This window comes from Mycobacterium sp. SA01 (assembly GCF_041287105.1).
In the GTDB taxonomy this organism is placed as follows: domain Bacteria; phylum Actinomycetota; class Actinomycetes; order Mycobacteriales; family Mycobacteriaceae; genus Mycobacterium.
On the sequence record NZ_JBGGNO010000020.1, the window covers coordinates 204,121 to 229,843 of the forward strand.

Annotated in this window: 25 protein-coding genes; 13 read left to right on the forward strand and 12 right to left on the reverse strand. The window is 64.6% G+C overall.

The window, feature by feature from the left end; all coding sequences use genetic code 11:
* Window positions 1–58: 58 nt before the first annotated feature.
* From AB4879_RS20125 to AB4879_RS20155, 7 genes are all read left to right on the forward strand, one after another.
* Window positions 59–1,765 carry an alkaline phosphatase family protein gene (locus tag AB4879_RS20125; protein WP_370508998.1) on the forward strand — a complete coding sequence of 569 codons (1,707 nt, stop codon included), beginning with the start codon at window positions 59–61 and terminating at the stop codon, window positions 1,763–1,765.
* 72 nt (window positions 1,766–1,837) lie between these two features.
* The gene (locus tag AB4879_RS20130; RefSeq protein ID WP_370508999.1) at window positions 1,838–2,950 is read left to right on the forward strand and encodes an AAA family ATPase; all 1,113 of its coding nucleotides are present in this window, start codon (window positions 1,838–1,840) and stop codon (window positions 2,948–2,950) included.
* A gap of 21 nt (window positions 2,951–2,971) precedes the next feature.
* Complete coding sequence (purT, locus tag AB4879_RS20135) at window positions 2,972–4,150, forward strand: formate-dependent phosphoribosylglycinamide formyltransferase (RefSeq protein WP_102805155.1); 1,179 nt, start codon at window positions 2,972–2,974, stop codon at window positions 4,148–4,150.
* A complete protein-coding gene (locus AB4879_RS20140) occupies window positions 4,147–4,587 on the forward strand; it encodes a lumazine-binding protein (RefSeq protein WP_370509000.1) in 441 nt (146 codons plus the stop codon). The genes purT and AB4879_RS20140 overlap by 4 nt, the downstream gene beginning before the upstream one ends.
* Window positions 4,588–4,621: 34 nt before the next feature.
* Entirely contained in the window at window positions 4,622–5,035 is a 414-nt protein-coding gene (locus tag AB4879_RS20145; RefSeq protein WP_102805156.1) for a rhodanese-like domain-containing protein, read from the forward strand.
* Complete coding sequence (locus AB4879_RS20150; RefSeq protein WP_370509001.1) at window positions 5,032–6,252, forward strand: O-succinylhomoserine sulfhydrylase; 1,221 nt, start codon at window positions 5,032–5,034, stop codon at window positions 6,250–6,252. Before AB4879_RS20145 ends, AB4879_RS20150 begins: the two co-directional genes overlap by 4 nt.
* A gap of 2 nt (window positions 6,253–6,254) precedes the next feature.
* A complete protein-coding gene (locus AB4879_RS20155) occupies window positions 6,255–6,701 on the forward strand; it encodes a hypothetical protein (protein ID WP_370509002.1) in 447 nt (148 codons plus the stop codon).
* Here AB4879_RS20155 and AB4879_RS20160 read toward each other — a convergent pair.
* Together AB4879_RS20160 and AB4879_RS20165 are read right to left on the reverse strand one after the other, a co-directional pair.
* A complete protein-coding gene (locus tag AB4879_RS20160; protein ID WP_370509003.1) occupies window positions 6,698–7,075 on the reverse strand; it encodes a DUF4267 domain-containing protein in 378 nt (125 codons plus the stop codon). The two genes, AB4879_RS20155 and AB4879_RS20160, sit on opposite strands and share 4 nt — an antisense overlap.
* Window positions 7,076–7,120: 45 nt before the next feature.
* Window positions 7,121–7,597: a DUF1772 domain-containing protein gene (locus AB4879_RS20165; protein ID WP_370509005.1), complete on the reverse strand. Its 477-nt coding sequence runs from the start codon at window positions 7,595–7,597 to the stop codon at window positions 7,121–7,123.
* A gap of 98 nt (window positions 7,598–7,695) precedes the next feature.
* Between AB4879_RS20165 and AB4879_RS20170 the strand changes: the two genes are divergently transcribed.
* Window positions 7,696–8,280 (forward strand): TetR-like C-terminal domain-containing protein, encoded by a 585-nt coding sequence (locus tag AB4879_RS20170; protein ID WP_370509007.1) that lies wholly within the window; start codon window positions 7,696–7,698, stop codon window positions 8,278–8,280.
* Here the strand turns inward: AB4879_RS20170 and AB4879_RS20175 are convergent.
* Window positions 8,277–9,140 (reverse strand): SDR family oxidoreductase, encoded by an 864-nt coding sequence (locus tag AB4879_RS20175; protein ID WP_102805162.1) that lies wholly within the window; start codon window positions 9,138–9,140, stop codon window positions 8,277–8,279. The genes AB4879_RS20170 and AB4879_RS20175 overlap by 4 nt on opposite strands.
* Window positions 9,141–9,193: 53 nt before the next feature.
* Between AB4879_RS20175 and AB4879_RS20180 the strand changes: the two genes are divergently transcribed.
* The gene (locus AB4879_RS20180; RefSeq protein ID WP_370509008.1) at window positions 9,194–9,670 is read left to right on the forward strand and encodes a GNAT family N-acetyltransferase; all 477 of its coding nucleotides are present in this window, start codon (window positions 9,194–9,196) and stop codon (window positions 9,668–9,670) included.
* Between the two features lie 19 nt (window positions 9,671–9,689).
* On the opposite strand, the gene AB4879_RS20185 is transcribed toward AB4879_RS20180, so the two are convergent.
* The gene (locus AB4879_RS20185; RefSeq protein ID WP_370509009.1) at window positions 9,690–10,424 is read right to left on the reverse strand and encodes an MBL fold metallo-hydrolase; all 735 of its coding nucleotides are present in this window, start codon (window positions 10,422–10,424) and stop codon (window positions 9,690–9,692) included.
* Between the two features lie 76 nt (window positions 10,425–10,500).
* On the opposite strand from AB4879_RS20185, the gene fgd reads away from it, so the two are divergent.
* Window positions 10,501–11,511, forward strand: a complete 1,011-nt coding sequence (gene fgd, locus AB4879_RS20190; protein WP_102805165.1) for a glucose-6-phosphate dehydrogenase (coenzyme-F420) — start codon at window positions 10,501–10,503, stop codon at window positions 11,509–11,511.
* Here fgd and AB4879_RS20195 read toward each other — a convergent pair.
* From AB4879_RS20195 to AB4879_RS20215, 5 genes are all read right to left on the reverse strand, one after another.
* Window positions 11,508–12,593, reverse strand: coding sequence for an NAD-dependent epimerase/dehydratase family protein (locus AB4879_RS20195; protein ID WP_370509010.1), 1,086 nt, complete (start codon window positions 12,591–12,593; stop codon window positions 11,508–11,510). The two genes, fgd and AB4879_RS20195, sit on opposite strands and share 4 nt — an antisense overlap.
* Window positions 12,590–13,678, reverse strand: coding sequence for a Gfo/Idh/MocA family protein (locus AB4879_RS20200; protein ID WP_370509011.1), 1,089 nt, complete (start codon window positions 13,676–13,678; stop codon window positions 12,590–12,592). Before AB4879_RS20200 ends, AB4879_RS20195 begins: the two co-directional genes overlap by 4 nt.
* Before the next feature lie 71 nt (window positions 13,679–13,749).
* Complete coding sequence (locus AB4879_RS20205) at window positions 13,750–15,291, reverse strand: lipopolysaccharide biosynthesis protein (protein ID WP_370509012.1); 1,542 nt, start codon at window positions 15,289–15,291, stop codon at window positions 13,750–13,752.
* A gap of 106 nt (window positions 15,292–15,397) precedes the next feature.
* Window positions 15,398–16,546, reverse strand: a complete 1,149-nt coding sequence (locus AB4879_RS20210) for a glycoside hydrolase family 6 protein (protein WP_370509013.1) — start codon at window positions 16,544–16,546, stop codon at window positions 15,398–15,400.
* Window positions 16,543–17,787: an O-antigen ligase family protein gene (locus AB4879_RS20215; protein ID WP_370509014.1), complete on the reverse strand. Its 1,245-nt coding sequence runs from the start codon at window positions 17,785–17,787 to the stop codon at window positions 16,543–16,545. Before AB4879_RS20215 ends, AB4879_RS20210 begins: the two co-directional genes overlap by 4 nt.
* Before the next feature lie 258 nt (window positions 17,788–18,045).
* Here AB4879_RS20215 and AB4879_RS20220 point away from each other — a divergent pair, with 258 nt between their 5' ends.
* The gene (locus tag AB4879_RS20220; protein ID WP_370509016.1) at window positions 18,046–19,158 is read left to right on the forward strand and encodes a hypothetical protein; all 1,113 of its coding nucleotides are present in this window, start codon (window positions 18,046–18,048) and stop codon (window positions 19,156–19,158) included.
* Window positions 19,159–19,195: 37 nt separating this feature from the next.
* Window positions 19,196–20,176 carry a DUF6492 family protein gene (locus AB4879_RS20225; RefSeq protein ID WP_370509017.1) on the forward strand — a complete coding sequence of 327 codons (981 nt, stop codon included), beginning with the start codon at window positions 19,196–19,198 and terminating at the stop codon, window positions 20,174–20,176.
* A 26-nt stretch (window positions 20,177–20,202) separates the two neighbouring features.
* Here the strand turns inward: AB4879_RS20225 and AB4879_RS20230 are convergent, their stop codons facing one another.
* The 3 genes from AB4879_RS20230 to AB4879_RS20240 all read right to left on the reverse strand — a co-directional run bounded on the left by AB4879_RS20230 (window position 20,203) and on the right by AB4879_RS20240 (window position 23,295).
* On the reverse strand, window positions 20,203–21,054 hold the full coding sequence (locus AB4879_RS20230; protein ID WP_370509018.1) for a glycosyltransferase family 2 protein: 852 nt from the start codon (window positions 21,052–21,054) through the stop codon (window positions 20,203–20,205).
* Window positions 21,051–21,662: a WecB/TagA/CpsF family glycosyltransferase gene (locus AB4879_RS20235; RefSeq protein ID WP_370509019.1), complete on the reverse strand. Its 612-nt coding sequence runs from the start codon at window positions 21,660–21,662 to the stop codon at window positions 21,051–21,053. The genes AB4879_RS20230 and AB4879_RS20235 overlap by 4 nt, the downstream gene beginning before the upstream one ends.
* Before the next feature lie 262 nt (window positions 21,663–21,924).
* Window positions 21,925–23,295: a polysaccharide biosynthesis tyrosine autokinase gene (locus tag AB4879_RS20240; protein ID WP_370509020.1), complete on the reverse strand. Its 1,371-nt coding sequence runs from the start codon at window positions 23,293–23,295 to the stop codon at window positions 21,925–21,927.
* A gap of 443 nt (window positions 23,296–23,738) precedes the next feature.
* Here AB4879_RS20240 and AB4879_RS20245 point away from each other — a divergent pair, with 443 nt between their 5' ends.
* Entirely contained in the window at window positions 23,739–25,715 is a 1,977-nt protein-coding gene (locus tag AB4879_RS20245; RefSeq protein ID WP_370509021.1) for a hypothetical protein, read from the forward strand.
* Window positions 25,716–25,723 lie beyond the last annotated feature (8 nt).

Below are 25,723 nucleotides of genomic sequence, written 5' to 3' on the forward strand. Positions count from 1 at the left end.
GTGAAGTAGGCAAAGCTATTGGCGTCTAACGGGTCTTGGGGAATCGAGTGATTGCGCGATGAAGCGAACCAAACAACTCTGCGTCGGCGTCGCGGCGGCAGGAATCTTCGGTCTGGGGTCAACGGTCGCGACCGCGGTCGCCTACGCCGATTCGCCGGATTCCTCGGCGGGCCCGTCGGCCGGCTCGTCGAAGGCAAGCACACCCAGCGCGGGGCCGAAGGCCCGCCATCGTTCGGCTACCGCGGGTGCGGTGAGTCAACCCGTGAAGTCGTCGGCGGTTCGTAAGCCCGCAGCGGGGGTTCGCAAGTCGGCGAGCCCAGCGGCAGAGGCTCTTTCGGTGGCCCTGTCCACTCTGGGCATCACGCCGGTGGTCTCCGGCGGCGGCGGGGCCTCGTCGACGGTCTCGCCCGCGGTCGGCCGCAGCCGTCGCGGCCTGGTGATGACGGCAACCGCGTCCGCGACCGCGGCGAGCAACGGCGGATCGGTGAGCACTCTGGCTGCCGGTACACCCACCCACGTGCTGGTGATCGGGATCGACGGAACGAATCTCAGCGCCATCCTGTCCAACCCCGACAACGTCAACCTGCAGGCCCTGATGACCACCGGCACCACCGCAGCGTCGACCATGGTCGGGCACACCACGATCTCCAACCCGTCGTGGACGAGCATCTTGACCGGCGTGTGGAGTGAGAAGGCGGGTCTGTTCAACAATGTCTTCACGCCGTGGACCTACGACAAGTGGCCGACGGTCTTCAATCAGCTCGAGGCCGCCGACCCCACGATCCAGACCACCGCGATCGCGGACTGGGAGAACATCGCCCAGATCGCCGGGGCCGGTTCGATTCCCGCCGACGTGATCAAGTTCTTCCCGAAGTACAACAACAGCTGGCTGGACACCGACGACCTGGTGGGCCAGGCGTCCGTCGACGCGATCAACGGCACCACCGCGGGCGTCTCGAGCTTCAACTTCACGTACTTCGTCGGTGTCGACAACACCGGGCACGAGTACGACGCCGGGTCGCAGCAATACAAGGATGCACTGAAGAACGTCGACGACAACGTCGGCGAGATCATGCAAGCGGTCACCGACTGGAACGCTGAGCATCCTGATGAGAAGTGGACCGTGCTGGTGACCACCGACCACGGCCAGGTGCCGTGGCCGACGATCCGGCTCGGCTCGGACATGCGGGCACACGGCTTCCAAACGCCATGGGAAACAACCACGTTCGTGATCGCAAACGGCGCCGGTTTCACCGCGGGGGCGATCAACAACACCTATTCGAACATCGACATCACCCCCACCGTGGATGCACTGTTCGGACTGACGCCGCCGTCGTATTCGGCCGGTTCCCCTCTGATGGACCTTTCCGGAAGTGATTACAAGCCCCTGGTCCCCGGCTTCGACGGGATCAACCAGGCGCTGACCGACGCGATCGCTATGTACGGCTATCCCGACGTGGCGACCAACATCGCCCTGGACCTGCGGACCGTCGCGGGATTCGTTCCCTATTTCGTGTACTCGCTCTTCAACGGACTCACCGCGGACATGACCGGACCGTTCAAGCTGCCGATCCAATTCGTTGGTGCGGTGCTCTACCAGCTGGTCAACATTCCGGCGCAGATCATCGCCCGGTTGACCGGGGTGACCGGCAACCAGATCATCCCGCCGGACCTGTGGCCGTACACGCCGGTGCCCGGTGTTCAGCCGTTGCCGCCGGCGCCGCCGACGGCCACCGTGCCGACGCCTGTCGCGATCGCGGTCTGACGCAGGCCACTTTCCCGGGTCGCTGCGCTCCTGCCCAAGCCGGTTGTCGTCCCCGCCTGGTTAGGTGGGGGCGTGCTCGACACCGTCGCCGTGGAGAACTACCGGTCGCTGCGCCGGTTGATCGTGCCGCTGCGCGGGCTCAATGTCGTCACCGGTGCGAATGGCGCCGGGAAGTCCAGCCTGTACCGCGCGCTGCGGCTGCTGGCCGACTCTGCGCGCAACGGCGCGGTCAGTGCGCTGGCCCGGGAGGGCGGGCTGAGCTCGACGATGTGGGCCGGTCCCGGCAAGACGGGCCCGGTGAGCCTGAAGCTCGGCTTCGCCGGCGAGGACTTCGGTTACGCCGTGGACTTCGGCCTGCCCCAAGAGACCGAAACAGCGTTCAACCTCGACCCCGAGATCAAGTCGGAAGCCGTCTGGGCCGGTGCGACACTGCGGCCCTCGGCACTGCTGGCGCAGCGATCGGTGCGCACCGTTCTGCTCCGCGATGCCGACGACAGCTGGCACCCCGCTGCCACACTGCGGCCGTTCGACAGCATGCTCAGTGAAGTCGCCGACCCGCAGGCGGCGCCCGAACTGCTGGCATTGCGCGAGCGGGTTCGCTCGTGGCGGTTCTACGACCACGTCCGCACCGATACTGACGCACCCGCGCGCCAGCCCCAGATCGGCACCCGCACAATGGTTTTGAGCCATGACGGGGCAGACCTTGCCGCGGCACTGCAGACCATCGCCGAGATCGGTGACGCAGGCGCGCTGGCCGAGGCTGTGGATAACGCGTTCCCCGGCAGCAGGGTGCAGATCCGCACCGAAGGCCGGTTCGAGGTGACGCTGCGCCAGCCCGGCATGCTGCGTGCCCTCACCGCGGCCGAGCTGTCCGACGGCACGCTGCGCTACCTGCTGTGGGCTGCCGCGCTGCTGACGCCGCGACCGGCCGAGCTGACCGTGCTCAACGAACCGGAGTCCAGCCTGCACCCCGACCTGTTGCCCGCGCTGGCCGCACTCATCGCGCGGTCCTCGGAACGATCGCAGCTCGTGGTCGTCACCCACTCCGCCCCGTTGGTGGAGGCACTGCGCAGGCGTCGGCGCGACGTGAACGCGATCGAGCTCACCAAACAGGAGGGCCAGACCGCGATCGTCGGCCAGGGCCTACTGGACGAGCCGTCCTGGCACTGGCCTGCACGGGGATGAACCCACCTATCCTTGGGCATCATGCGTGTGATGCTGGTCGGATCGGGTGAGCTGAGTCGGGAGTTGGTGCTGGCGTTCCAGCGACTCGGAGCCGAGGTGGTCGCCGTCGACCGCTACGCCGACGCACCGGCGCACGACGTCGCCGACGACGCGCTGGTCGTCAAGATCACCGATCCCGACGAGCTGACCGCCGCCATCGCCCGGGTCGAACCGGAGTACGTCGTCGTCGACACCAATGCCGTGGCCATCGACGCGCTCCGGGCGGCCGCCGACAGTGGTGCCACGCAGGTGGTGCCCGGTGTGTATGCCACCCAGCTGAGCCTGGACCGCGAGGGCATGCGCCGGCTCGCGGCCGACGAGTTGGGCTTGCCGACCGCGCCGTTCTGGTTCGCCGGGTCGGTCGCGGAGCTGACCGCCGTCGCCGACCATGCCGGCTTCCCGCTGGTGGTCAAGCCGGTGATCGGGGTGCCGGGTCAGGGCCAGTCAGTGCTGCTGCGCCCCGACGACGTCGAGCCCGCGTGGCAGCGGGCCGTCGCAGCGGGTGGCCGGGTCCCGCACAACCGGGTGCTGGCCGAGACCGTCGTCGAGATCGACTACGCCGTCACCTTGCTGACCGTGCGGACCGACGGGCCTGCCGGTCCGGCCCTGCATTTCTGCGAACCAATCGGACATCGCCAGGTCGACGGCGGTGTGCTGGAGTCCTGGCAGCCCCAGCAGATGACGCTGGCGGCGCTCGGGGCGGCGAAGTCGGTGGCCGCACGGATCGTGCGGGCGCTCGGCGGCCGCGGCGTGTTCGGGGTGGAGCTGCTGGTGCGCGGGGACGAAGTGTATTTCTCCGACGTCAGCGTGCGTCCCTACGACAGCGGGCTGGTCACACTGCGCACTCAGCGGTTGTCGGAGTTCGAGCTGCATGCCCGAGCGGTTCTGGGGCTGCCGGTGGACACCATCATGATCTCGCCGGGCGCCGCGGAGGTCACCTACGGCGGTGCCGAGGAGACCGCAGGTCGCACCGACATCAACCCGGTGGTGCTGGCCGAGGCCATGGCCGTGCCCGAGAGCGATGTGCGCCTGCTGGGCCGGCACGAGGGTGCCGCGCGATTGCGGTTGGGAGTCGCCTTGGCCACCGCATCCGATGTCACCGCCGCCCGCGATAGGGTTCGCCAGGTGTCGACCGCCTTGCACCGCGTGTGGCAGCCGTGACCGAACCCGAGGACGACGGCGCCAGCCCGATGCCCATCCTGATCGCGCTGGGTGTCGCGGTACTGATCCTCGCCGCGGTGGGGATCGCCTGGCTGGTCGACGACAAGAAGCCGATGAGTGAGGACGTGCTGGTCGGCCGCGCCGCGGTCGGGCAGAACGACGCGCTGCAGCGCGACAACTACCCGGACTTTCGCAAGTACACCTGCGCCGCGCAGCAGGGCGCCGAGGCGGATGTTCTTGGCGGCCAAAAGAAGTCGAAGGCCGCTCGCGGCGCTCGGTACGTCGACGATGTCACCGACGTGAAGATCGACGGTGATAGGGCCACCGCCACCGTCGTCTACCACTTCGAGAAGGCCGCGGACACCAAGCTCAAGACCCCGATGACCTTCGTCCGGGAAAACGGGGAGTGGACCGTCTGCTCGCCCGGTCCGGTCTGAGGGCCGTCTCGAACGGTGTGGAAGGATCGGACGGGTGAGTTACGCAGGAGATATCACCCCTGAGCAGAGCTGGAAGCTGCTCAGCGAGAACCCTGAGGCGGTGCTGGTGGACTGCCGTACCGACGCCGAATGGCGCTGGGTCGGTGTGCCCGATCTGTCCAGCCTGGGCCGCAATGTGGTGTTCGTGGAGTGGAACCGCAGCAACGGTCAGCGCAACGAGGACTTCGTCGCCGAATTGAACGCTGCCGGCGTCACGGCCGGCGAGCGTCCGGTGGTGTTCATCTGTCGCTCCGGGAATCGCTCCATCCCCGCAGCCGAGACGGCGACCGCCGCGGGAATCGCGCCCTCCTACAACATGCTTGACGGGTTCGAGGGCCAGCTGGATGCTGACGGCCACCGCGGCAGCACCGGCTGGCGCGCCCTGGGTCTGCCCTGGAAGCAGTCATGACCGAGTCGACTGATCCGGTGCCCTCGGTCCGGATTCCCGCGCCGCTGCCCGATGGGGTCAGCCAGGCGACCATCGGGGTTCGCGGCGGTCTGCTGCGCTCGGGGTTCGAGGAGACTGCCGAGGGGCTGTACCTCACCTCGGGGTATGTGTACTCCTCAGCCGCCGAGGCTGAGAAGGCGTTCACCGGCGAGATCGACCGGTACGTCTACTCCCGCTACGGCAACCCGACGATCTCGATGTTCGAGGAACGCCTGCGGCTGATCGAAGGTGCGCCTGCGGCATTCGCCACCGCATCGGGGATGGCCGCGGTGTTCACCTCGCTGGGCGCGCTACTGGGTGCCGGCGATCGATTGGTGGCCGCGCGCAGCCTTTTCGGCTCCTGCTTCGTGGTGTGCAACGAGATTCTGCCGCGCTGGGGTGTGGAGACCGTCTTCGTCGACGGCGACGACCTGTCGCAATGGGAAGAGGCCCTGTCGGTGCCGACGCAGGCCGTCTTCTTCGAAACCCCCTCCAATCCGATGCAGTCGCTGGTCGACATCGCGGCGGTCTCCGAGATGGCGCACGCTGCGGGGGCAAAGGTTGTGCTGGACAACGTGTTTGCCACCCCGCTGCTGCAGCAGGGCATCCCGCTGGGCGTGGACGTGGTGGTGTATTCGGGCACCAAGCACATCGACGGTCAGGGCCGGGTGCTCGGCGGTGCGATCCTCGGTGACAAGGACTACATCGACGGTCCGGTGCAGAAGCTGATGCGCCACACCGGCCCGGCGCTGTCCGCGTTCAACGCCTGGGTGCTGCTGAAGGGCCTGGAAACCATGGCGGTGCGGGTGGACTACTCGAATCGCTCCGCGCAACGCGTCGCCGAATTCCTGGAAGCCCAACCCGGCGTCAACTGGGTGAAATACCCCTTCCTGGAATCACATCCGCAATTCGACCTGGCGAAGCGGCAGATGCGCGGCGGCGGCACGGTGGTGACGTTCGAACTGGACGGCGGCAAGGCCCGCGCCTTCGAGGTGCTCGACAAGCTTCAGGTCATCGACATCTCGAACAACCTCGGCGATGCCAAGACGCTGATCACTCATCCGGCGACCACCACGCACCGTGCGATGGGGCCGGAGGGTCGTGCCTCGATCGGGCTCGGTGACGGGGTGGTGCGGATCTCGGTGGGGCTGGAAGGCACCGAGGATCTGATCGCCGACCTGGATCGCGCGCTGGGCTAGCGGTGTCCCGTAAATCCGACGCCAAGAAGGCCCGCCGAAAGAAGCGGCAGGCGAGCCGTGACGAACGCTGGTTGCCCGGTGACGTGAAGGGGGCTTTGGACGACGTCGACGTCGAATTGGCCCAGGCGGTCGAGACATTCGACGAGTGGCTGACATCGCGCGGGTGGGCGTTCGACGCCGACTTCTCCACCGATACTCTGATCAGCTGGTTTTTCGAGCCGTCGGCCGCCGCGGTGGCCGACGACGGGTACGAGCCGGTCACGCGGATCTGGATCACGGCGTCCGGCGAGGACGACGACTTCCCGGAGCGGGTCAAGGCGGTGCTGGTCGGCACCGGCGAAGACGCGGGTGCTCTCTACACCGTCGAGCCGGAAGTGCTTCTCGCCCACATCGATTCGATCGAGGCCTACCGGCCCGGTGATGCCGTGCCCGTACTCGGCGAGGCCTAGGACAACAGCAGCAGCGCAGCGGTGACGAGCATAACCGCGGCGGTGGCGCCATGGATGCCAAGGCTGATGGACGTGGGCCCGCCGTTGCGATGCACGATGACCGCGTCGGCGACAGGAATCACCGTGGCGGCCAACAGCATCCAGCCCAGTAGGTGGGCTGCGCCGGCGACTAGCAGGACGATGACGACGAGCCCCGATGCGATGTCGCGCACGCCCTTGACGCTCAGATAGGCGCCTATGGCTCGTTGGTCTGGGTCGGCGGGCACGCCGTATCCGGCTGCAGCGACGCGCGGGGCGACGATGAACCGCGCGCCGATGACGATGATGCCCGCGGCGATGAGACCCGAGAGTGTATAGCCGACTGTCGTGATCATGATGAAAACCTTTCGGGTGTCGGTGAAATGGGTCGAGCAGCATCGTCAGATGGCCAGTGCCACGCAGAGAGCGGCCACGGCGAGTCCCTGCAGAGCCGCGCGAGCGTTGATGACGCGGTCCCAGTTCGCTTGTAGGGCACGCCCATTCGATAGGTGTTCGCCGGAGATCGCGGCCGCGGTCAGATGGCGGTTGATCGGTGCGCTCACCTGGGTGTAGATCGTGAGCCAGGCCAGCAGCAGAAGCACTGCGATGCCCGCCGAACTCGCCTGCGCTGCGCGCCCGTTGAGTGCTGCCAGTACCGCGCATGCCGCGCCGGCGAGAACACCGAGCATGCCGGGGACCGGCATCCGCCGGTCACCGTATTTGTGGGTCAGGCCGGTGACCGTGACCAGCACATCGTCGTCGACCGCCGCCAGCGCCGGCCTCAGTACGATCGCGCAGAACATGTCGGTGCCGTAGACCACCGCGGTACCCAACACGGCGACTGCCGCCGCGATTCGGGTGAGGACATCCAGATCCATCGAAAGCTCCTGTCGACGCCGGCCGCTAGCAACGCTAACTCTTGGGTCCAGCTCGCGCAATAGCGGTGCTATTGTTTCTAGCCGTGCTACCGTGCGATATGGCCATCGACGACCGTCGCGAGCGTGAACGAGCTGCCCGCCGCCGGCTGATCGTCAGCACCGCGCGCAGCATCGCCGAGGCCGAGGGCTGGGATGCCGTCACCACCCGGCGGTTGTCGACGGAGATCGAGTACAGCCAGCCGGTGTTGTACAAGCACTTCAGCGGAATGGACCAGATCGCGGATGCGGTCGCGGTCGACGGCTTCGGCGAGCTGGCGCGGGCGATCCGGGCCAGCCACTCCGCCTCCGACGATGCGGGCGCTTCACTGGCCCGGGTCGCGCACGCCTATCTTGACTTCGCCCGGGACAACCCAGCGCTCTATGACGCGATGTTCACCCGTGCGACCGGTCTGCGATTCGCGGCCGACGACACCCCGCCCGAACTCGAGGCGGCCTTCGGTGAGGTGCGGCGCGCGGTGGCTGCGGTCGCCGGTGATCGGGACGCCGACACGCTCACCGAAGTGTTCTGGGCAGCAGTGCACGGACTGGTCACGCTGTCCCGCGCCGGCCGACTCCGTGCCGGCTACGACCAGGACCGGGTTCGCCTACTGGTCGACGAGTTCACCGCCGGGCCGAGACACTAGCTCTGCTGCGGGTCCTCCACCACGCCGGTGGCGCTCTGCGCCCGCTTCTCGTAGGCGGCGCGGGCCGTCGTGTCGAAGTCGAGGAACACCCGATCGGTGCCCATCTTCTTGGACAGCCAACGCCGGCCGCGGGGCGGCAGGAACATCACGGCGGTGGCCAGGAAGCGCGAGTAACCCGGAACGGAGATCGACGTCGTCGGATTGTCCAAAGCCTTGACCACAGCCGCAGCGATGTCCTCGGGCTGCACCGGCTTGGTGGCCGCGGTGGTGTGGGTGCCCGAGATCAGTTCGGTATTGGTGAATGTCGGCATGACACAACTGATCTGAACGCCCTGGGGTGCGTACTCGTCCGCCAGCCCGGTGGAGAGCCCGACCACGGCGAATTTGGTTCCGGCATAGAGGGCCTGGCCGGGCACGGCGAGCATGCCGGCCATCGAGGCGATGTTCACGATGTGACCGCTGCGGCGCCGGACCATCTCCGGCAGCACCAGGCGGCAGCCGGTCAGCACGCCATAGAAGTTGACCTCCACGGCGGTGCGTACTGCTTGATCGGAGTGGTCGAGGAACGGCCCGACCGGCATGACCCCGGCGTTGTTGATCAGCACGTCGATGTGTCCGCCGCCGTCGGCGCGGGCCTTGTCCAGGAACGTCGCGAACGATTCGGGATCACTGACGTCGAGCGGATACCCCGAGACCGGCCCGAGCTTGCTGAGCTGCGCGACGGCCGACTCCTCGAGCGTCACGTCCCGGTCGCCGATGACCACGCGCGCGCCGCGCTGCAAGAGGGCCCGTGCGGTCGCGAAACCGATGCCCCGGGCGGCGCCGGTGATCGCGATGGTCTTGCCCCGGATGTTGTCCATGAACCGAAACTTTACAGGTGTCAACTTTTGGGCGAAAGGGGCAGAATGGTCGCGTGAACGGTCTGCGCTTCGTCCCTGTCGACGAGGACGACGCGCTCGCCGCGCCGCTACTGGCCGAGCTCGCCGTCGAGTACGCCACCCGCTACGAGGCTCCCGAAGCGGCGGTGGCGCGGTGGCTGCGCGACCATCCGGCCGACCAGTTCCACCCGCCGGACGGCGGCATGCTCATCGGGCTGCTCGGCGATCAGCCGGTGACCGGCGGGGCGTTCTGTCGCTTCGACGACGACACCGCCGAACTCAAACGGATCTGGACCGACAACCGGCATCGTCGCCAGGGCCATGCCGCCGCCCTGCTCGCCGCCCTGGAAGCCGAGATCGCCCGGCGCGGTTATCGCCGCATCTACCTCACCACCGGCAACCGGCAGCCCGAGGCCGAGGCGTTGTACGACAGCGTCGGCTACACCCGTCTGGAGCAGCCGCTGCCCAGTGACGTCGAGCAATATCCGATCGCCTTCGTGAAATCGCTGTGAAGGCAGGAACGTTCGCGCGTCAGGTTGGTGTGGCCTGACGGGCCGCGTCCCGAACCGGACCGCGCCACAGGGCGCCGTGCCCGGGGATCAGCACATCGATGTCCAGCAACGCCAGCGCGGACAGGCTGCGCACACAACCCGCCTCGTCGTGGTTGAACACCCGGTGCAGCAACTGCGGACCCTTGGTCGGGGACAACGGATGCCCCGTCACCAGAGCATCGCCACTGACCAAAACGTTGTCGACGACGTATGAGCAATGCCCGCCGGTGTGGCCGGGCGTCGGAACGGCCAGCGGCCGACCGGGCAGCGTCTCGGCGACGGCCGGCGTGAGGACACCCGCTGTCGGAATGCCGTCGTGAATCAGCGCGCCCTTGCGCACAATGTCCAGCGACCACTTCACCCAGCGGGGCTGCCAGGCGTGCCGAACCAGATCGACCGGCGAAGCCTGCTGCAGGTACTCGCGCTTGGCGTGGCCGACCTCGTCGGCGTGGCAGTAGACCGGGGTGTCGTGGGTGTTGGCGAACCAGATCGCGGTGCCGAGGTGATCAACGTGCGCGTGGGTCAGCAGGATCGCCGTCACATCCGTCGGGCCGAACCCGAGTTCCCGCAACGACGTCAGGACGTCATCGCGGCTGCCGGGGAATCCGGCATCGATCAACATCACGCCTGCGTCGTCGGTGACGACCGTCCAATTGACCAGCGGCGTCTGCGCCATGTGCACGCGGTCGGTGATAGCGGTCAGGGCCACGGCCATGCCGCGAGTGTAGGCCCGCGCCCTCGACTAGGACTCGGCCGCTCGCTGTGCACCAAAGGGGAGTAGAAACGAGAGCGTGGCTGAACTGAAACTGGGATACAAGGCGTCGGCGGAGCAGTTCGCGCCGCGCGAGTTGGTCGAGCTGGCGGTGCTGGCCGAGGCGCACGGGATGGACAGCGCGACGGTCAGCGACCACTTCCAGCCGTGGCGTCACGAGGGTGGGCACGCCCCCTTCTCACTGGCATGGATGACGGCGGTGGGTGAGCGCACCAAGCGGCTGGTCCTCGGAACGTCGGTGCTGACCCCCACCTTCCGGTACAACCCCGCCGTGATTGCACAGGCGTTCGCCACGATGGGGTGCCTGTACCCGGATCGCATCTTCCTCGGCGTCGGCACCGGTGAGTCGCTCAACGAGATCGCCACCGGCTACGAGGGGGAGTGGCCGGAGTTCAAAGAGCGTTACGCCCGGCTGCGCGAGTCGGTGCGGCTGATGCGTGAGCTGTGGCTGGGCGATCGGGTTGATTTCGAGGGTGAGTACTACAAGACCAAGGGCGCCTCGATCTACGACGTGCCTGATGGTGGCATCCCGATCTACATCGCCGCGGGTGGCCCGCAGGTGGCCAAGTACGCCGGCCGCGCGGGTGACGGGTTCATCTGCACGTCCGGCAAGGGCGAAGAGCTCTACAAGGACAAGCTGATCCCGGCGATGAAAGAGGGTGCCGAAGCAGCGGGCAAGAACCCCGACGACATCGACCGGATGATCGAAATCAAGATCTCTTATGACACCGATCCCGAACTGGCGCTGGAGAATACGCGGTTCTGGGCTCCCCTGTCCCTGACGGCCGAGCAGAAGACGAACATCCACGATCCGCTGGAGATGGAGAAGGCGGCCGACGAACTGCCCATCGAGCAGGTCGCCAAGCGGTGGATCGTGGCTTCCGATCCCGATGAAGCGGTCGAAAAGGTCGGCGACTACGTCAAATACGGTCTCAACCACCTGGTGTTCCACGCCCCGGGCCATGACCAGCGCCGGTTCCTCGACTTGTTCCAGAGGGATCTGGAGCCGCGGTTGCGCAAGCTTGGCTAGGTGCGGTCCGGATTCTCGAAACCGGCAAAACGCAGCCACTTTCCGGCTGCGGTCATCAGTTCATCAAACGGCTTGAGCTGGAGGTCGGGGTACTGCTGGGCGAACTTCGTCGACGGCAGTTTCTTTGCGGTGCCCTGAAGCCACCAAAGTTGTTTGGTGACAGTAGGTTCGGGATAGATGGGTTGAGGTTCGGTAATCGGTGGTGAGATCCGGTCCTGTAACTGCTGTTTCAGCCTGCCTTTGGTGCCTGCGCTGAGTCGACGTTTGAGGGCGCGGGCCGGCGCGATGTTGAGGATCTGCTGGATTTTCTGGAAACTGCTCTCGGAGTACTTGGCATCGCCAAGCAGACGTATTGTCGATGGATCAACGCCCACTTCCCGTGCAACGGCGCGATAGTAATCGGCCCAGGAGAGCGTCTCGTTGTCGGCGATGTTGAAGACATCGGAGCGGGGCGAAGGGGACTTCGCCAGCTGAACAAGGTGCTCGATGAGGTTGTCCACGTGGATCAGATTGCAGATTCCGCGCCCGCTGTTCAGCAGGTAGGCAGTGCCGTCGATCAATGCCTTGGCCGGCTCCACCAGCCATCCCGACCCTGGTCCCCAGATCAGTCCCGGTCGCAGGATGACTGTCTGCACCGGCCCGGCGGACTGGGAGCGCAGCCACGCTTCGGCGGCGGATTTCGCCAGGGCGTACTCCATCCAGTGCTTTCCATCCGGTACCGAATCATCGGTCAGATCGCGACTCTCTGCCCGTCCGAATACCTCGGCGGAACTCATGTGCACGAACAGGGGAACGTCCGCCCTCTGGCATGCGGCGTGAATGGACTGGGCGTCGCCGACCGTGCGCTTGTCGTCTCCCATGGTCAGGTTCACCACTGTTCCGCACCCCTTCAACAGCGGAACCAGAGACGCCGGATCGGAAGCATCACCGTGCACCGTGCGAATGCCGAATCGTGCCAGCCGACCCTGACTGCGCGGGGATCGCACGATGGGCACAAGGGGTATGTCGCCGCGAAGTTCGGCTCGTTCTACGAGACGGGCGCCGACGAAGCCCCCCGCCCCGATGATGGCGATGGGCTTCATTGCGGCTGACCGGCCTTCCAGTGCTTGGCTCGCGCGGCTGCCTGTTCGGCTTCCGGCAGCCAGGGACACTCCAGCGGCTCGGCTATCTCGTAGGCCTGGTCAATGGCGGCTTGCACACTTGCGGCCTGGACTCCGGTCACGGGAAACACTTCGCCATAGCGAATGCATCTGAGCATGGCGATCAACTCGGCCTCGAAACACGGGCCGTAACCCGCGGGCCGGGTCCGCTTGCCGCCTGCCGGCGCAAGGTCCGCGGGCCAGGACGTCTCGGTCGGCACGAGCGACCATCCCCGGGGGGTCTTGCGGCGATAGGTGCGAATGTCGGCATTATCCAGAACTACTTCGCCTGAGGAGCCCCGGATTCGCAGACCATTGTTCAGCGGGTACTCCCAGCTGACCTGCATGGTGCCGTGCCCACGCGGAAATGTCAGCGACAGCAGCGAATTCGTCTCGACTCCACCTTCGAAGCTGTCGTCGAAAGAGCGAGTTACCGTCGGATCGCCGAAAATCCAGGCCAACTGGTCCAGCATGTGCACGCCGATGTCCAGCAGCACGCCGCCGCCCGAACGTTCGCGTCGGAATGCGGCGTCGGTGGCCGCCTTCCAGCCGTAGGTGCCCCCTTCGCGGTAGGTGAACTCGAGGTCATCCCCGAGCTCGCCGTTCGCGACGAGCCGTGCGACGTCGGCGAAATTCGAATAGAACCGCCGGGGGTACGCCACCCCCAGCGTCCGGTCGGCTCTCGCTGCCGCCGCGTTCATGCGATCCGCATCGGCCACTGTTGTCGTCATGGGCTTTTCGCACAGCACATGGCAACCGTGTTCGAATGCCACACACGCATGCTCGGCATGCAAAGCGGGCGGTGAGGCGACGATCGCGAGATCGTATGAGCCGTCCCGAAACGCTGCCTCGCAGTCAGGGTAGGGACGCGCCCGCCTGAATTTCGCCGCGATCTGGCGTCCTCGTGATTCGTTGGGGTCAATGACGCCCAAGACCTCGACGGCCTTCGCCTTTTCCAGTCGCTGCAGAGGGAATTGGTAGAGCTCCTCAACCACGGCTCCTGCGCCGATCACGAGGATACGGATCATCGACAGCCTCTCCCGCCCCTACCGGTCCATTCTCGAGTGAAGCCTAGTACCCCTGGAACGGGCAGATAGGTCTAATCCTGTTCTGCGCGCCCCGCGCTGGGCGGCGCCAGTAGCCGCAGGACCCGGGAAACCAGCGGTTTCAGCCGCGCAGGGGTGTGCGAGATGAGTCGACTCGGCAGCGTCGGGTCGACCATCGGCAATACCGCAAACAAGCGGAGACCGATGAGGTAGGTGATGATCGCAGCGGGTAGGGCGACCACCAACGACCTTGGGCCACCTATGTTTAGGACCACCACATAAGCCACCGCGCCTTGTGCCACAGCGGCAAGCGTTATCGCTCCCAGTGCGCGGTATGGTGGATGAAACCCGGTTTGTATTGCCGTGCAAATGATTTCGATCGCAATCACCAGTATTTGCACGATTCCGCGGGACCAGGCTGCTCCCATCAGCCCGTATCGGGGTATGACCAGGAAGCTCAGCAGCAGTAGACCCGCAAGGCCAACAGCGTTGGACACCACGAGAATCCTGGTCTTACTCAGGCTCAGCATGAGGTTGTTGTTGGTACCGCCAACACTGCAGATCCCCACGACTATCAGCAGTATCGAGGCAACCGAGGCCGCTTCGGTGAATTCATCACCGAAGATCAGCGGGACCAACACCGGCGTGATCGCGGCAAGGCCGAGGCAGAGCGGAAACATCACCAGCGCCATCAGGGCGGTCATCGTGCGGTAGAGGCGCATCATGTGCTCGCGTGCGCCTTGACCGCTCTGCTCGCTGAAACGGGGGAGCAGAGCCGACATGAAGAGCTGCGGCAGTTGCGACGCCATCTCGGCCACTGTCAGTGCGGCCGCGAACAAGCCGACAGCGCCGATAGTGGTGTAACGCTCGAGGAAGATGATCTGCGTTCGGCCGAACAACAGATTGCCGGTCAGGGCGATCATCCAACTCACCAGCGTGAATCTGACGACTTCGTGTCTGAGCTCCGGACCGACACGAGGCTTGTTGCGTAGCAGCGGCAGTACCCGACGTGCTGGGAGAATGGTGGCGGCGACATTGCCGGCGAGAGCACCGGGAACCCCGAACAACCAGGCGCCGAGCACCGTCGTCGTAACCCTCATCAGAGCCGAGACCGACGAGATGCGAGCGAGCTTGTCGAATCGCTGCTCGCCTCTGAGGTTGTACAGATACAGATCAGACAATCTCCAGCAGATGAACCACGTCAGAGCGACTGCGATAACGACGATCTGCGACTGGTGGGAAAGCCCCATCAGCGCACCTCGGCCTGGCCCGTCGAGATAGACGAACAACAGCACGGCGGCCACGAACGCGACAACCACGGCCAGCCGCAGGATTGCGCCGACCAGGCCGGCTACCTCGTCGTTTCTGCCCATGGCACGGAGGCTGGGGATAAATCGCTGTTGCACGACGTCGCTGCCGACGGTCGAGACCGCGGCAGTGATGGTCACGCACCAGATGATGTAGGCGACGACGCCAAGATCGTCAGGCCCGAGTATTCGGGCGGCAATCGCGCTACCGACGAAGCCGGAGAGGGTGACGGCGGCGCCGGAGATGAAGCCGAGAAGTGTGTTGCGGGCAAAATTCGGCGGCGCCAACCCTTATTCCTTACAACCGGATCGGTCGTACCCCAGGTGGTGCACAAGAGTCATGGTGTCATTTCGATGGATCGGAGAAGGAGAGATCGGCATGTAGTCTCCGGGTTTACCTACCGTTTCGGCGCTTTTTGCCGACGGCAAACCCCAGAATCGCTGCTAGCGCTGCAACGCCGGTGACCGACAGGATGATCCAGCCGGTAGCACTCCGGGTTCCCGGCGGGTGGGTTCCGTCCAACCCGAGGAGGCCCAGCGCGGCAGCTGGCCAGAAGCCGACTTCCGGCCCGCCCCGGCATGCCGATCCGTCGGTCTCGCCTGGATTCTTCACCCAGAGAAGGCCATCGAGGGCGCCACCGTAGTACAGCGCAGGTGCATGTCCCAACCGCGCCTCCGGCGGATTGCAGGTGCTGTCTTGGGTGCCCGCGCCGTTTCGGCCGATGTCGATCACGTAGTGCGCGTCGGTGACGCCGAGCTTGCTCAGTTCTATCCGCACGCTCTCGGCATACTGGACCTCGCCTTTTGTCGGGTTGAAGTTCGAGACGTTGAGGCTGAACCCCGCGACCTTGTCGACGCCCAGTTTGTTCAACCGGTCCGCGGCTTCCGCTGCGCTCAACCAGTTCTCATGTCCTGCGTCGATATACACCCGCGCGCCCGTGGCTGACAGTTTGTCGACCGCATGCCGCAGCATGCCCACGCGGTCGCCCTGATCACAATCCCCCAGCTGCGGAAGTGCGTCGGGTTCGAGGATCACGATCGCCTCGTTATGCCCCATCAACGCCGCGGCAGCGCCGTCCACCCAGTCCTTGTACTCCCGCTCGTCGCGCGCGCCCGTGTACACCTGTTGACCGGGTACGGGCCCGCCGCAGTCGAGATGGGGGATCCGGTAGAGAACGATCGTCGGGATTGCGTGCGCCAGCGCCGCGCCCCAGAGATAGTCGCGGATGTCATGACGCACACTCGCTGTCGTGGACCAATCGGAGAACCACTTGGCTTGTGGCGTCTCCGCAATCGGATCGAAACGGGAGTCCTCGCGCGCGGCAGCGATCGCATGCATCTGTGGATCGCGGTACAACGTGGTGTTGACCGGGGTGCTTCCCTCTATCGCGCCCGAATCGGGGCCATCGTGCCGATGCCCCGAACAGCCGACCGCGAGGATCGCCAGCAGAGTCGCGACGACCGCCGCCGCGCCCGACGCGAGAAGGGCCCGCTTTTCGCCTCGCTTGACGCGGCGCCACCATGACGAAATCAGGCGGCTCACGGACCACCGCTCCCGTGCGGTATTTCTTCAGGCCGGGCCAAGAACAAGATGGCAAGTGGAACGATTGTCACGGTCCAGTTCGTCGACCAATCGACATAACCCAGCGGCACCTCGAGCCAACCACTGATGGCAATCGCCGCAACAGTCATAGCGCCGATTACCAGATAGCGGTTCCTCGGCGCCGTGATGACATAGGTCTGTACAAGGAGCGATCCGAGAGCGAGGACGGCGAGTACAGCCCCGCCGGTGGCGACGAACTGTACGAACTGATTGTGGCCTGAGTAGGCCCCCGAGATCAGAGTGGTTGTGTCGCTCTTCGTGATTCGCGAGTACCAATCTCGGCCGCCACCAAACAAAAACGCCCGGTCGACCCAATGCGTCAGCGACCCATTCCAGATGACGCCACGGCCGGTGTAGGCGTCGGGATCCCATCTGCCGGGCGACAGCCATCCCGTCAACGGCACCACGCACATGACCACAAGTAACGCGCCGGTTGCCAGACGGGCCACCGTTGACGCCACACGGCGCCACCCGAACTCGGCAACAACCCAGATACCCGCACCCAACAGGAGGGAGCACGCCGCCGCGAACATGGAGTTGCGAGCCGAGGACCAAGCGATGGCGAATGCCACGATCGCCAGCCCTGGAAACCTCAGCCACCAACGCGGCAGCAGGACCACGGCTGCGATCCCGATGGAGAGATAGACACCCAGGCTGTTCTCTTGGGTGAACATTCCCTGCAGCAATCCCAGGGAGGGGAATACCTCCTTGTCCGGGCGGACGCTCAAAACCCCTTCGGCAAGGTGCGCTCGGCCGGCATCCGGCATCAAGACTCCGAAGGCAATCGCGACGGCCGCCGTAAGCACCACGAGTACCCCGAGCGCGATGAGTACACGAGGGCGGGGACGCAACGCTGCCAGCGCCAACACCAGCACCACGTAGAGGACACCCTCGGGGGTTGGCCAGCTGCCGGAGTACAGGTTACGAATGATGATGTACAACCAGGGCGCCAGTAGGACAGCGAGTCGCCACAGGCCCGGCCGAGTGACGTCGTTGATGCGGAAGATGATGATGCCGACGCACATACCCACCGCAAGTAGGTAGAACAGTTTGGAGACGGCGTTGGCGGCGGGCGGCCAAATCGGATCTGCCCCGATCGGGACGAAGACCTTTTCTGCAGTGATCGACAGGGCGATGAGCGAGCCGATTGCCCGGACCCACAGAATGACGATGAGCAACACCGCTGCGGCATCACACGTGATGTACAGCCGGCCTCTCCGGTGCATCGGTCCCTCCGCTCGCACTGCCCGGACCATGCCATCGCGATGGTGCACGCACGGGAAGTGTGGATGTTACCGGCTGGTGAGCATCACTAACGGCAACGCGCTCCCGGCTTCACCGGGCTTTGCTTGGCCGCCGCGACGCTTCCAAGCTACCGTCACGGGGCGGTCGTTTTCGTTGGTTGCTGTCCGAAGTGCGCAGCGCGGGAGGGGAAGCCGATGAGTGCACCACGGCTGAAGGTCTTGATGTCGACGGGACCGCTCAAGCACCATGACAACCCATACCTGCAGCAGCTGGTCACCGACCTGAGTGATCAGGTCGACGTGCAGCCACTATCGTGGCGCACCGCCCTCTTCTTTCGTCCGGACGTCTTCCACGTGCACTGGCCTGAGCAGCTGTATCGCGCCAACGGGCGAGCGAAGACAATGGTCAAACGAGTCTTGGTGGCGATTCTGCTTCTCCGGTTGCGCGTGCGCCGAGTGCCCGTCATCTTGACGGTGCACGACCTCGCGCCCCACGACAAAGATCGCGGCTTCGAGCGGTTGCTGTCGCGCGCTCTGGAGCGAATGTTCACCCTCCGCATTTACCTCAACGAGTCGGAGCAGAATGACCCCGCACGCGGCGTGGTCATTCTCCACGGTGACTACCGTGGCTGGCTGCAAAAGCAGGGCGTCGACCTCGCGCCACGGGAGCCCCAACGAGACGTCATCTTGTTCGGATTGCTGCGCCGATACAAAGGGATCGAAACCCTCATCACCGCGGCACGCGATGCGGATGCAACGCTGACGATCGCCGGGCGGACGATCGACGAGCCCTACGAACGTGAACTGCGCGCGCTGGTGGCAAACGTTCCTTCCGCGGTGCTCGACATCAGGCACCTCGAGGATGACGAACTCACCGCCGAGATTTTCAATCACCGAATCGTGTGCCTTCCGTACACGCATATGCACAACTCGGGGGCGCTGGTCTACGCGCTCAGCGTTGGGCGTCCGGTTCTTGCCCGACGCAGTCCGTTCAACGAGGTCATCGCTCACGAAGTGGGTGAGGAATGGGTGATGCTGTACGACGGCCCGTTGACAGCGCAGATTTTGGAAGACGCGCTCAATCGGACTCCGCCCACCGGATTGCCGGACCTGTCCCGTTGGGATTGGTCGACGGGGATCGCTCTGCATATGGCTTGTTACCGCGGTCTCGCCGCAATGGCGCATGATCGGCGTCCCCCGGAGATGGTCGTCCAGGCGCTTCTCGAAGCCGAGCCTGGATTTGCCGCGCACTCGGCCTTTAATGCCCCGGTTGAGATTTCGCAGGAACAATTTCGCGAACGTCGCTAAAACAGCGGGCTGTGGCAAATGCGGTGCCCTGTACACTATGGACGTTCCCAACACGCCGGTTGGGATCCCGGATCGGTCAGAAGCGGAGCCAATGAGCGGAAACGCGGTCCAGCTCATTACTTGCTCCTACAGTGGCGACCTTGAGGTCTGCCGAATGCTGTGCGCGAGCGTTGATCGATTCGCACCAGAAGACGTCACCCATCGGCTTTACGTGCCCAGGCGGGATCTTCCACTATTTGCTGATCTCGCGACGTCGAGACGAATTCTCGGTGCGCAAGAGGACTTGCTGCCGAAGTGGTTGTGGAAGGTGCCGCTGCCCGGGCCGAAATGGCGTGCGAGGCTTCGGCTTCCGCGGCGGAACGTGTATTTGACGCCGTTCACATTGCCCGTTCGTGGCTGGATTGCTCAGCAGATGATGAAAATCGCCGCGACCCTGCGCAGCGACGCCGACATCATTGTCCATGTGGACAGCGATAGCGCCTTTATCCGTCCTTTCACCGCCTCGTCGTTCTTGATCGATGGCAAGACCCGTTTTCACAAGAGCGAAGAATCGCTACGACTTGAAGCTCACATACCCTGGTACGCGGCAGCGGCGCGGTTGCTCGGCCTTCCGGAAGCCGATTACTACACCAACGAATACATCGATCAGATCGTGGTCTGGCGCCGCACGGTAGTGGAGGCTATGACGGCGCGAATAGAAGAAACGACGGGAGAGAGTTGGGCGAAGTCCCTCGCCAGGACACCCCATCTCGCCGAATACGTTCTCTACGGCGTTTTTGTCGACCATGTCCTCGGCATAGAGGCCGCGGGATTATCGAATCAATCCGTCTCGCTGTGCCATTCGCGGTGGACTGGCGACTTCACCGGGCCGGACGACGAAGCGGCTTTCGTCGATAGCCTGTTGCCCGACCCCATCGCCTGCGCTATTCAGTCGACGAATTCGATAGACAGCGAGGGGCGCAGACGTATCCTCGAGCGCGTCACCGAGCGCGCCGCGGAGCAGGACTCGCAGCACTAGGAAAGCTCGGCCCGCGATGGCCCGGTTCAGACCTTGTAGGCCTCGCGCCAGAAGCCCAGCGGGTTGCGGATTGCTCGCCCGAGCTTCTCGCGCTGCATCCGGGCGTGCGCCTTCTTCAATTCCGGCGCGAACGGCCCCGGGCCCGCAGTGAGGTAGCCCCACAGCAGCGCGAGCGCGCCGATCACGTAGGGACGTCGCGCAATGTAGCGGGCGCAATGCACGAGGAAATACGTGAAGTCGTAGCCGATCCACCGACTCGTCCGGCCATTGCGGTACCGCCCCTGGATCTCTCCTGCGCTCGCGCCGATAGCGCGCGTCAGCTCGAAATGAGCTCCGGTGTCCACGCGGGTTTCCAAACCCGTGTGGTAGCTGACCGCGATCTCGTCGATCGCATCGAAGCCATGTGCCGTGGCCAGCGACTCGGTCGCCCGATAGGCCTCGATCGTGTACAGCTTGACCGCGCCCGGCACGTGGAACTTCTGCTCGGCCATACCCCTCGTCGCAATGACGCCGCCTGCTATGCCGACACGACCGCTCGCAAGCGGCACGATCCGTTCGAGGTAATCCGGGGCCAGTCGCGCGTCGGCGTCCAGCTTCATCACGTGCGAATAGGGTTTCTGGGGTAGCGCCCTTTCGACGCCGAAGCGCCACGACCTGAACTCCGACCCTGAGATCAGTCCGCCGTCGTTCTTCTTCGACAGGATTGTGGCGAACTTGTCGGTATCGAGTTGCGCAAGACGGTCGGCGGTGCCATCGGTGCTGCCGTCATCGACCACTACCCAATCGAAGTCCCGGAATCGCTGCGCCTTGAGGCACTCGAGGAGGCCCGCCACGTTGTCGACCTCGTTGTACATCGGTGTGACGATCAACAGAGTCATAGATATTCCCCCCGTTTTTCTGTGCTGGCATGAGATTGCCGGACAACCCGCAGAAACGGAACCACGTCACCGACATAACGCTTCAGGAGTCGGCCGGGATCGGTCAGAATCCGGTGGAACCATTCGATCCCGAGGCGCTGCATCCATTTCGGCGCGCGGCGGGCCGTCTCGCCGGCGATGAAGTCGATGGAAGCGCCGACACCCATCAGCACCGCGGTCACCCCGTCCGCGCCCAGCAGACTGACGGCAACCCGCTCCTGTAGCGGAGAGCCGACGCCGATCAGCACGAGATCGGCGTCGAAGGCGGCGACCCGCGCGGCAAGCTCACGCACATTGTCGGCCAAGCCAAGCCAACCCATAGGGGCTTGTTCCGACTCGACGAGCCAACCGTTTTCACGGAAGACCGCCGACGCCGCGTCGAGCGACGCCGGCGTCGAGCCGCCGACGAGGAAAACGCGATGGCCCCCGCCGTAGGTGTGCGCCAAGGTGTTTGTGATGCCACTTCCGGTGGAGCGGCCCGAAATCCCCGCACCGAGGCTTCTCGCGAGCCGCACTACCGGCCAGCCGTCGGCCAGAATGAGCTCGGCGCGTTCGTAGATCGATCCCAACTCGGCTGAGGATTGAAGCCGCGCAACGTGATTCATGTTGGGTGTCACAACCAGGTGGGGCGCTCCCGCAGTTAGAGGGGCACTACGCGTCAAGATCGCCTGGATGACCTCTGGCTCGCTTATTTCTGAAATGGTGAAGCGTGCATAGCGGGTGACTATCGGTCGCGGCATCGCCGCTCATTCCGCCGTCAATGCCTGTGGCCGCGATATCGCGGATGGCCAGTGTCCCGCTCGCCCGCTGCCCGCCGAACTCATCTGCCAGTCATCCTCGATCGGATGTCGCCTCATCGTTTCGGTCCTTCTCTTCAGCGGGCGCCGACTGCTCATCCTTGCGAACTCGCGACAACACAACACCCAGGATTTTCGCACCGGCCTGTCGCAGGGAGTTGGTGGCAAGCAGGAACTCTGCACGCCGCGTATTCACCGCCTCGGCGACGACGACGACGTCCTTGATGTTCGCAGTGAAGAGGGATGCCTCGCTCAAATTCGTGATCGGCGGGGCGTCGACGATGACCACATCGAAATAGCCGGCGAGATCTCTCATCACGTCGCCAAATTTCTCGCTGGCGAGCATCTCGCCGGCATCGATGGCGCTGCCGCCGCAGGGGATGACGGTGAACCCCCGCCACGTCGATTCGAACAACGATTCGTCCAGCTCATTGCGGCCGGAGACCAGGTCGGTGATTCCCGGCGACTGCCTGATGCCGACCTGAGCAGCCAGACGACGGCCCCGCACGTCCGCGTCAATGAAGGCGACATGATTGCCTGCCTCGGCAAGCGCGCCGGCGATGTTGGCTGCCACCATCGTCTTGTCTTCACCCACCCGCGGAGAGGTGAACATCAGACGGGTGGGCGGCCCGTCTACGGCATGTAGAACGTCGATGGCGATCCGACGGAATGTCGCCTGGCGGTCGGGAGTTTCCGCCGAGTACTGCGATGAATCTTTGGCTTTGGCGCGGCGTCCCGCCGGAATCCCGCCAAGGTAGGCGGCGCCCAACGCGGTGACGTCACGGCGCCTTCGCACCCTGGTGTCGAAGTTGTCCACGAGGACCGCAGCGAGTATCGCGGCGAGCAACCCCAACCCAACCGCGACGATGAGGTTCAACGTGATGTTCGGGGTCGTGTGGAACGTAGGTATGTGGGCGGGCTGCAGCATGGAGACTTGGATCGGCGACGCAGCGACCGAAGCCGCGCCTTCGAGGCCGGCTATGGCGAACGGCACTGCATTTGCGATGCGGTTAGCTGTGGCGGCGGCTTCCTCACCCGTCGGCGCCGTCACCGCCACGTCGATCACTTGCGTGCCGGCCGGGATCGTGACCTCTGTCCGTTTGACCAGGTCGGGCACAGTGACACCCAGGTTGAGCGAGTCGATGACCGGCTGAAGAACCTGGTTGGTGGTTACGACCTGTGCGTACGTCTTCATACGGTCGGCCAGATACAACTCGGCAACTTGGCGGGTCTGCATCTCCGTGTCCACGGATAAGTTGGGCGCGAACACTATTCGAGCGTTGGCGGTGTAGGTCTCCGGCACGAGGAATCCCACCCCCGCCACCGCCGCACCGACCAAGAAGAACACGGACACGAGTACCGGCCAGCGTCGCACTAACACACGGCAGTAGCTACGAAGGTCCACATTCCACCAAACTTGTCGGCACTTAAGGGGCGAGCCAGCCCGTTAGACGTGCCTGCTCCTCGCTGAGAATAGCGCGGAGCATCACGATGGGGTGCCTGGACTTACCCATCACGCCAAATATTGTGGCCGCTTCCGGTAGTCCTTGCAGCAGTGGCGGGTCCAATCGGCCCGGCAATAAAGCGTCGGAGGTATCGCGGCGTCTGCGCCGACTGCTGAACAGTTCGATTCAGCGGGTGTTTCGCGCGCACCTTGACATGTGGCAAACGGGATATGATCCTAACCCTGCTGAGGCCTGTCCCTCTCAGCTGTTGGGAATTACCTCAATTTCAGACTCGAAAGTAGAACAGCGTGCATTCGATCGGTTCAGTCTGGTTCCCGGTTCCGCAGCAGCCACGGAGGCAGGGCACTTTCGTGCATGTAGATCCCCCCATCAAGGCTGTCTGATGAACCGCTTCGCCGCGAAGCGCGCGCTGGCCTGGGCGATTGTGCTGGTTCTGTCGGCAACGCTATTCGGGCCATCCGCCGGCTCGGCCTATGCGGCGCCTGGCGACACGGCCGACGCGCCGGCTGCGGTCGAAGCCAATGTGTTGTCTTGGCCGGCCCTCGGATTGCAATCAACGGTAGAGCTGTACGGGCGGGCCAGGACACCCGTGACCGTTCCGCTGCCCGCAGGGATGACTGCCTCGCGGCTGAGGGGAATGATTGGCATGCCGGAGAATGTCACTGCCGGTTACCTCGAGATCGATGACGGCGACGGCAAATTTCTGGCCTCAGTCGATTTGTCGGCTGCGGCTACTGCTCAAGCCGCGACACCTTTCGATGTCGACATTTCGGCGGCCCGTGTGCAAGGTTCGTCGATCGACCTGTCGTTCGTAATTCGCGTACGCGACACCATTGACCGCGCGTGTGCCCCCCTCCAGAGATTGACGATCAGTGATCTGACAACAGAATTCACTGGGACGAACCCTCCAGTCGACACGATCGCGAGCTTTTTCCCCTCAGTGCTCGGACGGGTGACAATCTATGCGGCAACCGATGCCAACTCCGCCGAGCAGCAGGCGGTGTTGACGCTGGTGTCGACCTTGGCGCGAATTTACGCGCCCCGGCCGCTGGCGATTACGGTCGTCAGCCAACCGCGTGGCGCGCAACCGCCGCCGGCCCTCGGCATGGATCGTGCGGTTGTCGTAGAGACTGGCCAACCCGGTTTGAGCGTCGAAAATCCCGGGGCGCCAAGCGCTTATCTTCGGATTTCCGGTGACGGCGACCAACTCTCGGCACAAGTGTCGTTGCTTACCACCGAGCTGCAACCACTGGCGCAGGTGCCGGCGGCCACCGTCACCCAAGCCGGGTCCGACACGGTTAAGCGCGGAGACACGCTCACGTTCAAGGATTTGAACATCAACGGGCAAGCCACTTTTTTTGAGACGAGCACTTTCGAGGTCGGTTCTGACCGCGCATCGTTGGGCCCCAGATTCGACGGGGTTCAGGTCCATTTGCTCGCGGATTACACGCCTGTCCACCAAGGTGACGCATCAACGGTGATGATCCGTTCCAACAACGTCATCGTCTATCGGGGCACGCTCGACGGCACCGGACGCCTGGACACGACGTTCAACCTTGATAGTCGGATTCTCGACCAGCGGTATATCAATCTTCAGTTCACGCTCACTGATACTCCGGCGCAGGACTGTTCACCACTGGTGGCGCCCATGACATTTCAGATCGATCCACGATCCACCCTAACCATGCACAGGGGTGGCGCCCCGCTTGGCGGCTTCACCGCATTTCCGTCGGAGTTCAGCCCCAAATTCATGGTGGCGCTTGATGGAAGTGATCCTGGTCAGCTGAGCTACGCCGCCAGCATCGTGGCTGTGGTTTCGCGCCTTACAAAGGCCGCCCTAACGCCACAGATTGTCAGTCTCCAGGCCGCCGTCGACGGCAGCGCGGGAGCACTGATTGTGGCCAGTTCCAACGCCATCAAACAGTCCGCACTGAACCCGCCGATCAGCGGTGAGGGTCCGAGGGTGACTTTCGGGCTGCCGACCGAGTTGCACGTCAACATGGACGGTGGCCTTGGATCCATTCAGGCTTTCGCCGATCCGCAACGTGACCGTTCCGTCATCCTCGTCACGACGACTGGCAGCTGGAGCCTGTTGGGCCCGCTGTTCAGCTATATAGACGGATCGGACCGCAACTGGGTGGGGCTGACCGGGGATGTGTTTGCCGCCGGGGCGGCGGGCACGCCGACCAATGTTGCGATCCGGGCAACCGGCGACCAGGTCGAGCAGGCACAGTCCAGCGGTAGTTCTGGTTCGTGGCTCAAATACGGCCTTATCGGTGGCGGCGTGCTCGCGGTCATCGCGATCTTGGCCGTGATCCTGGGTCTACGTCGGCCCAAACCTGTTGACGTCGACGAATAGTCGGTCGG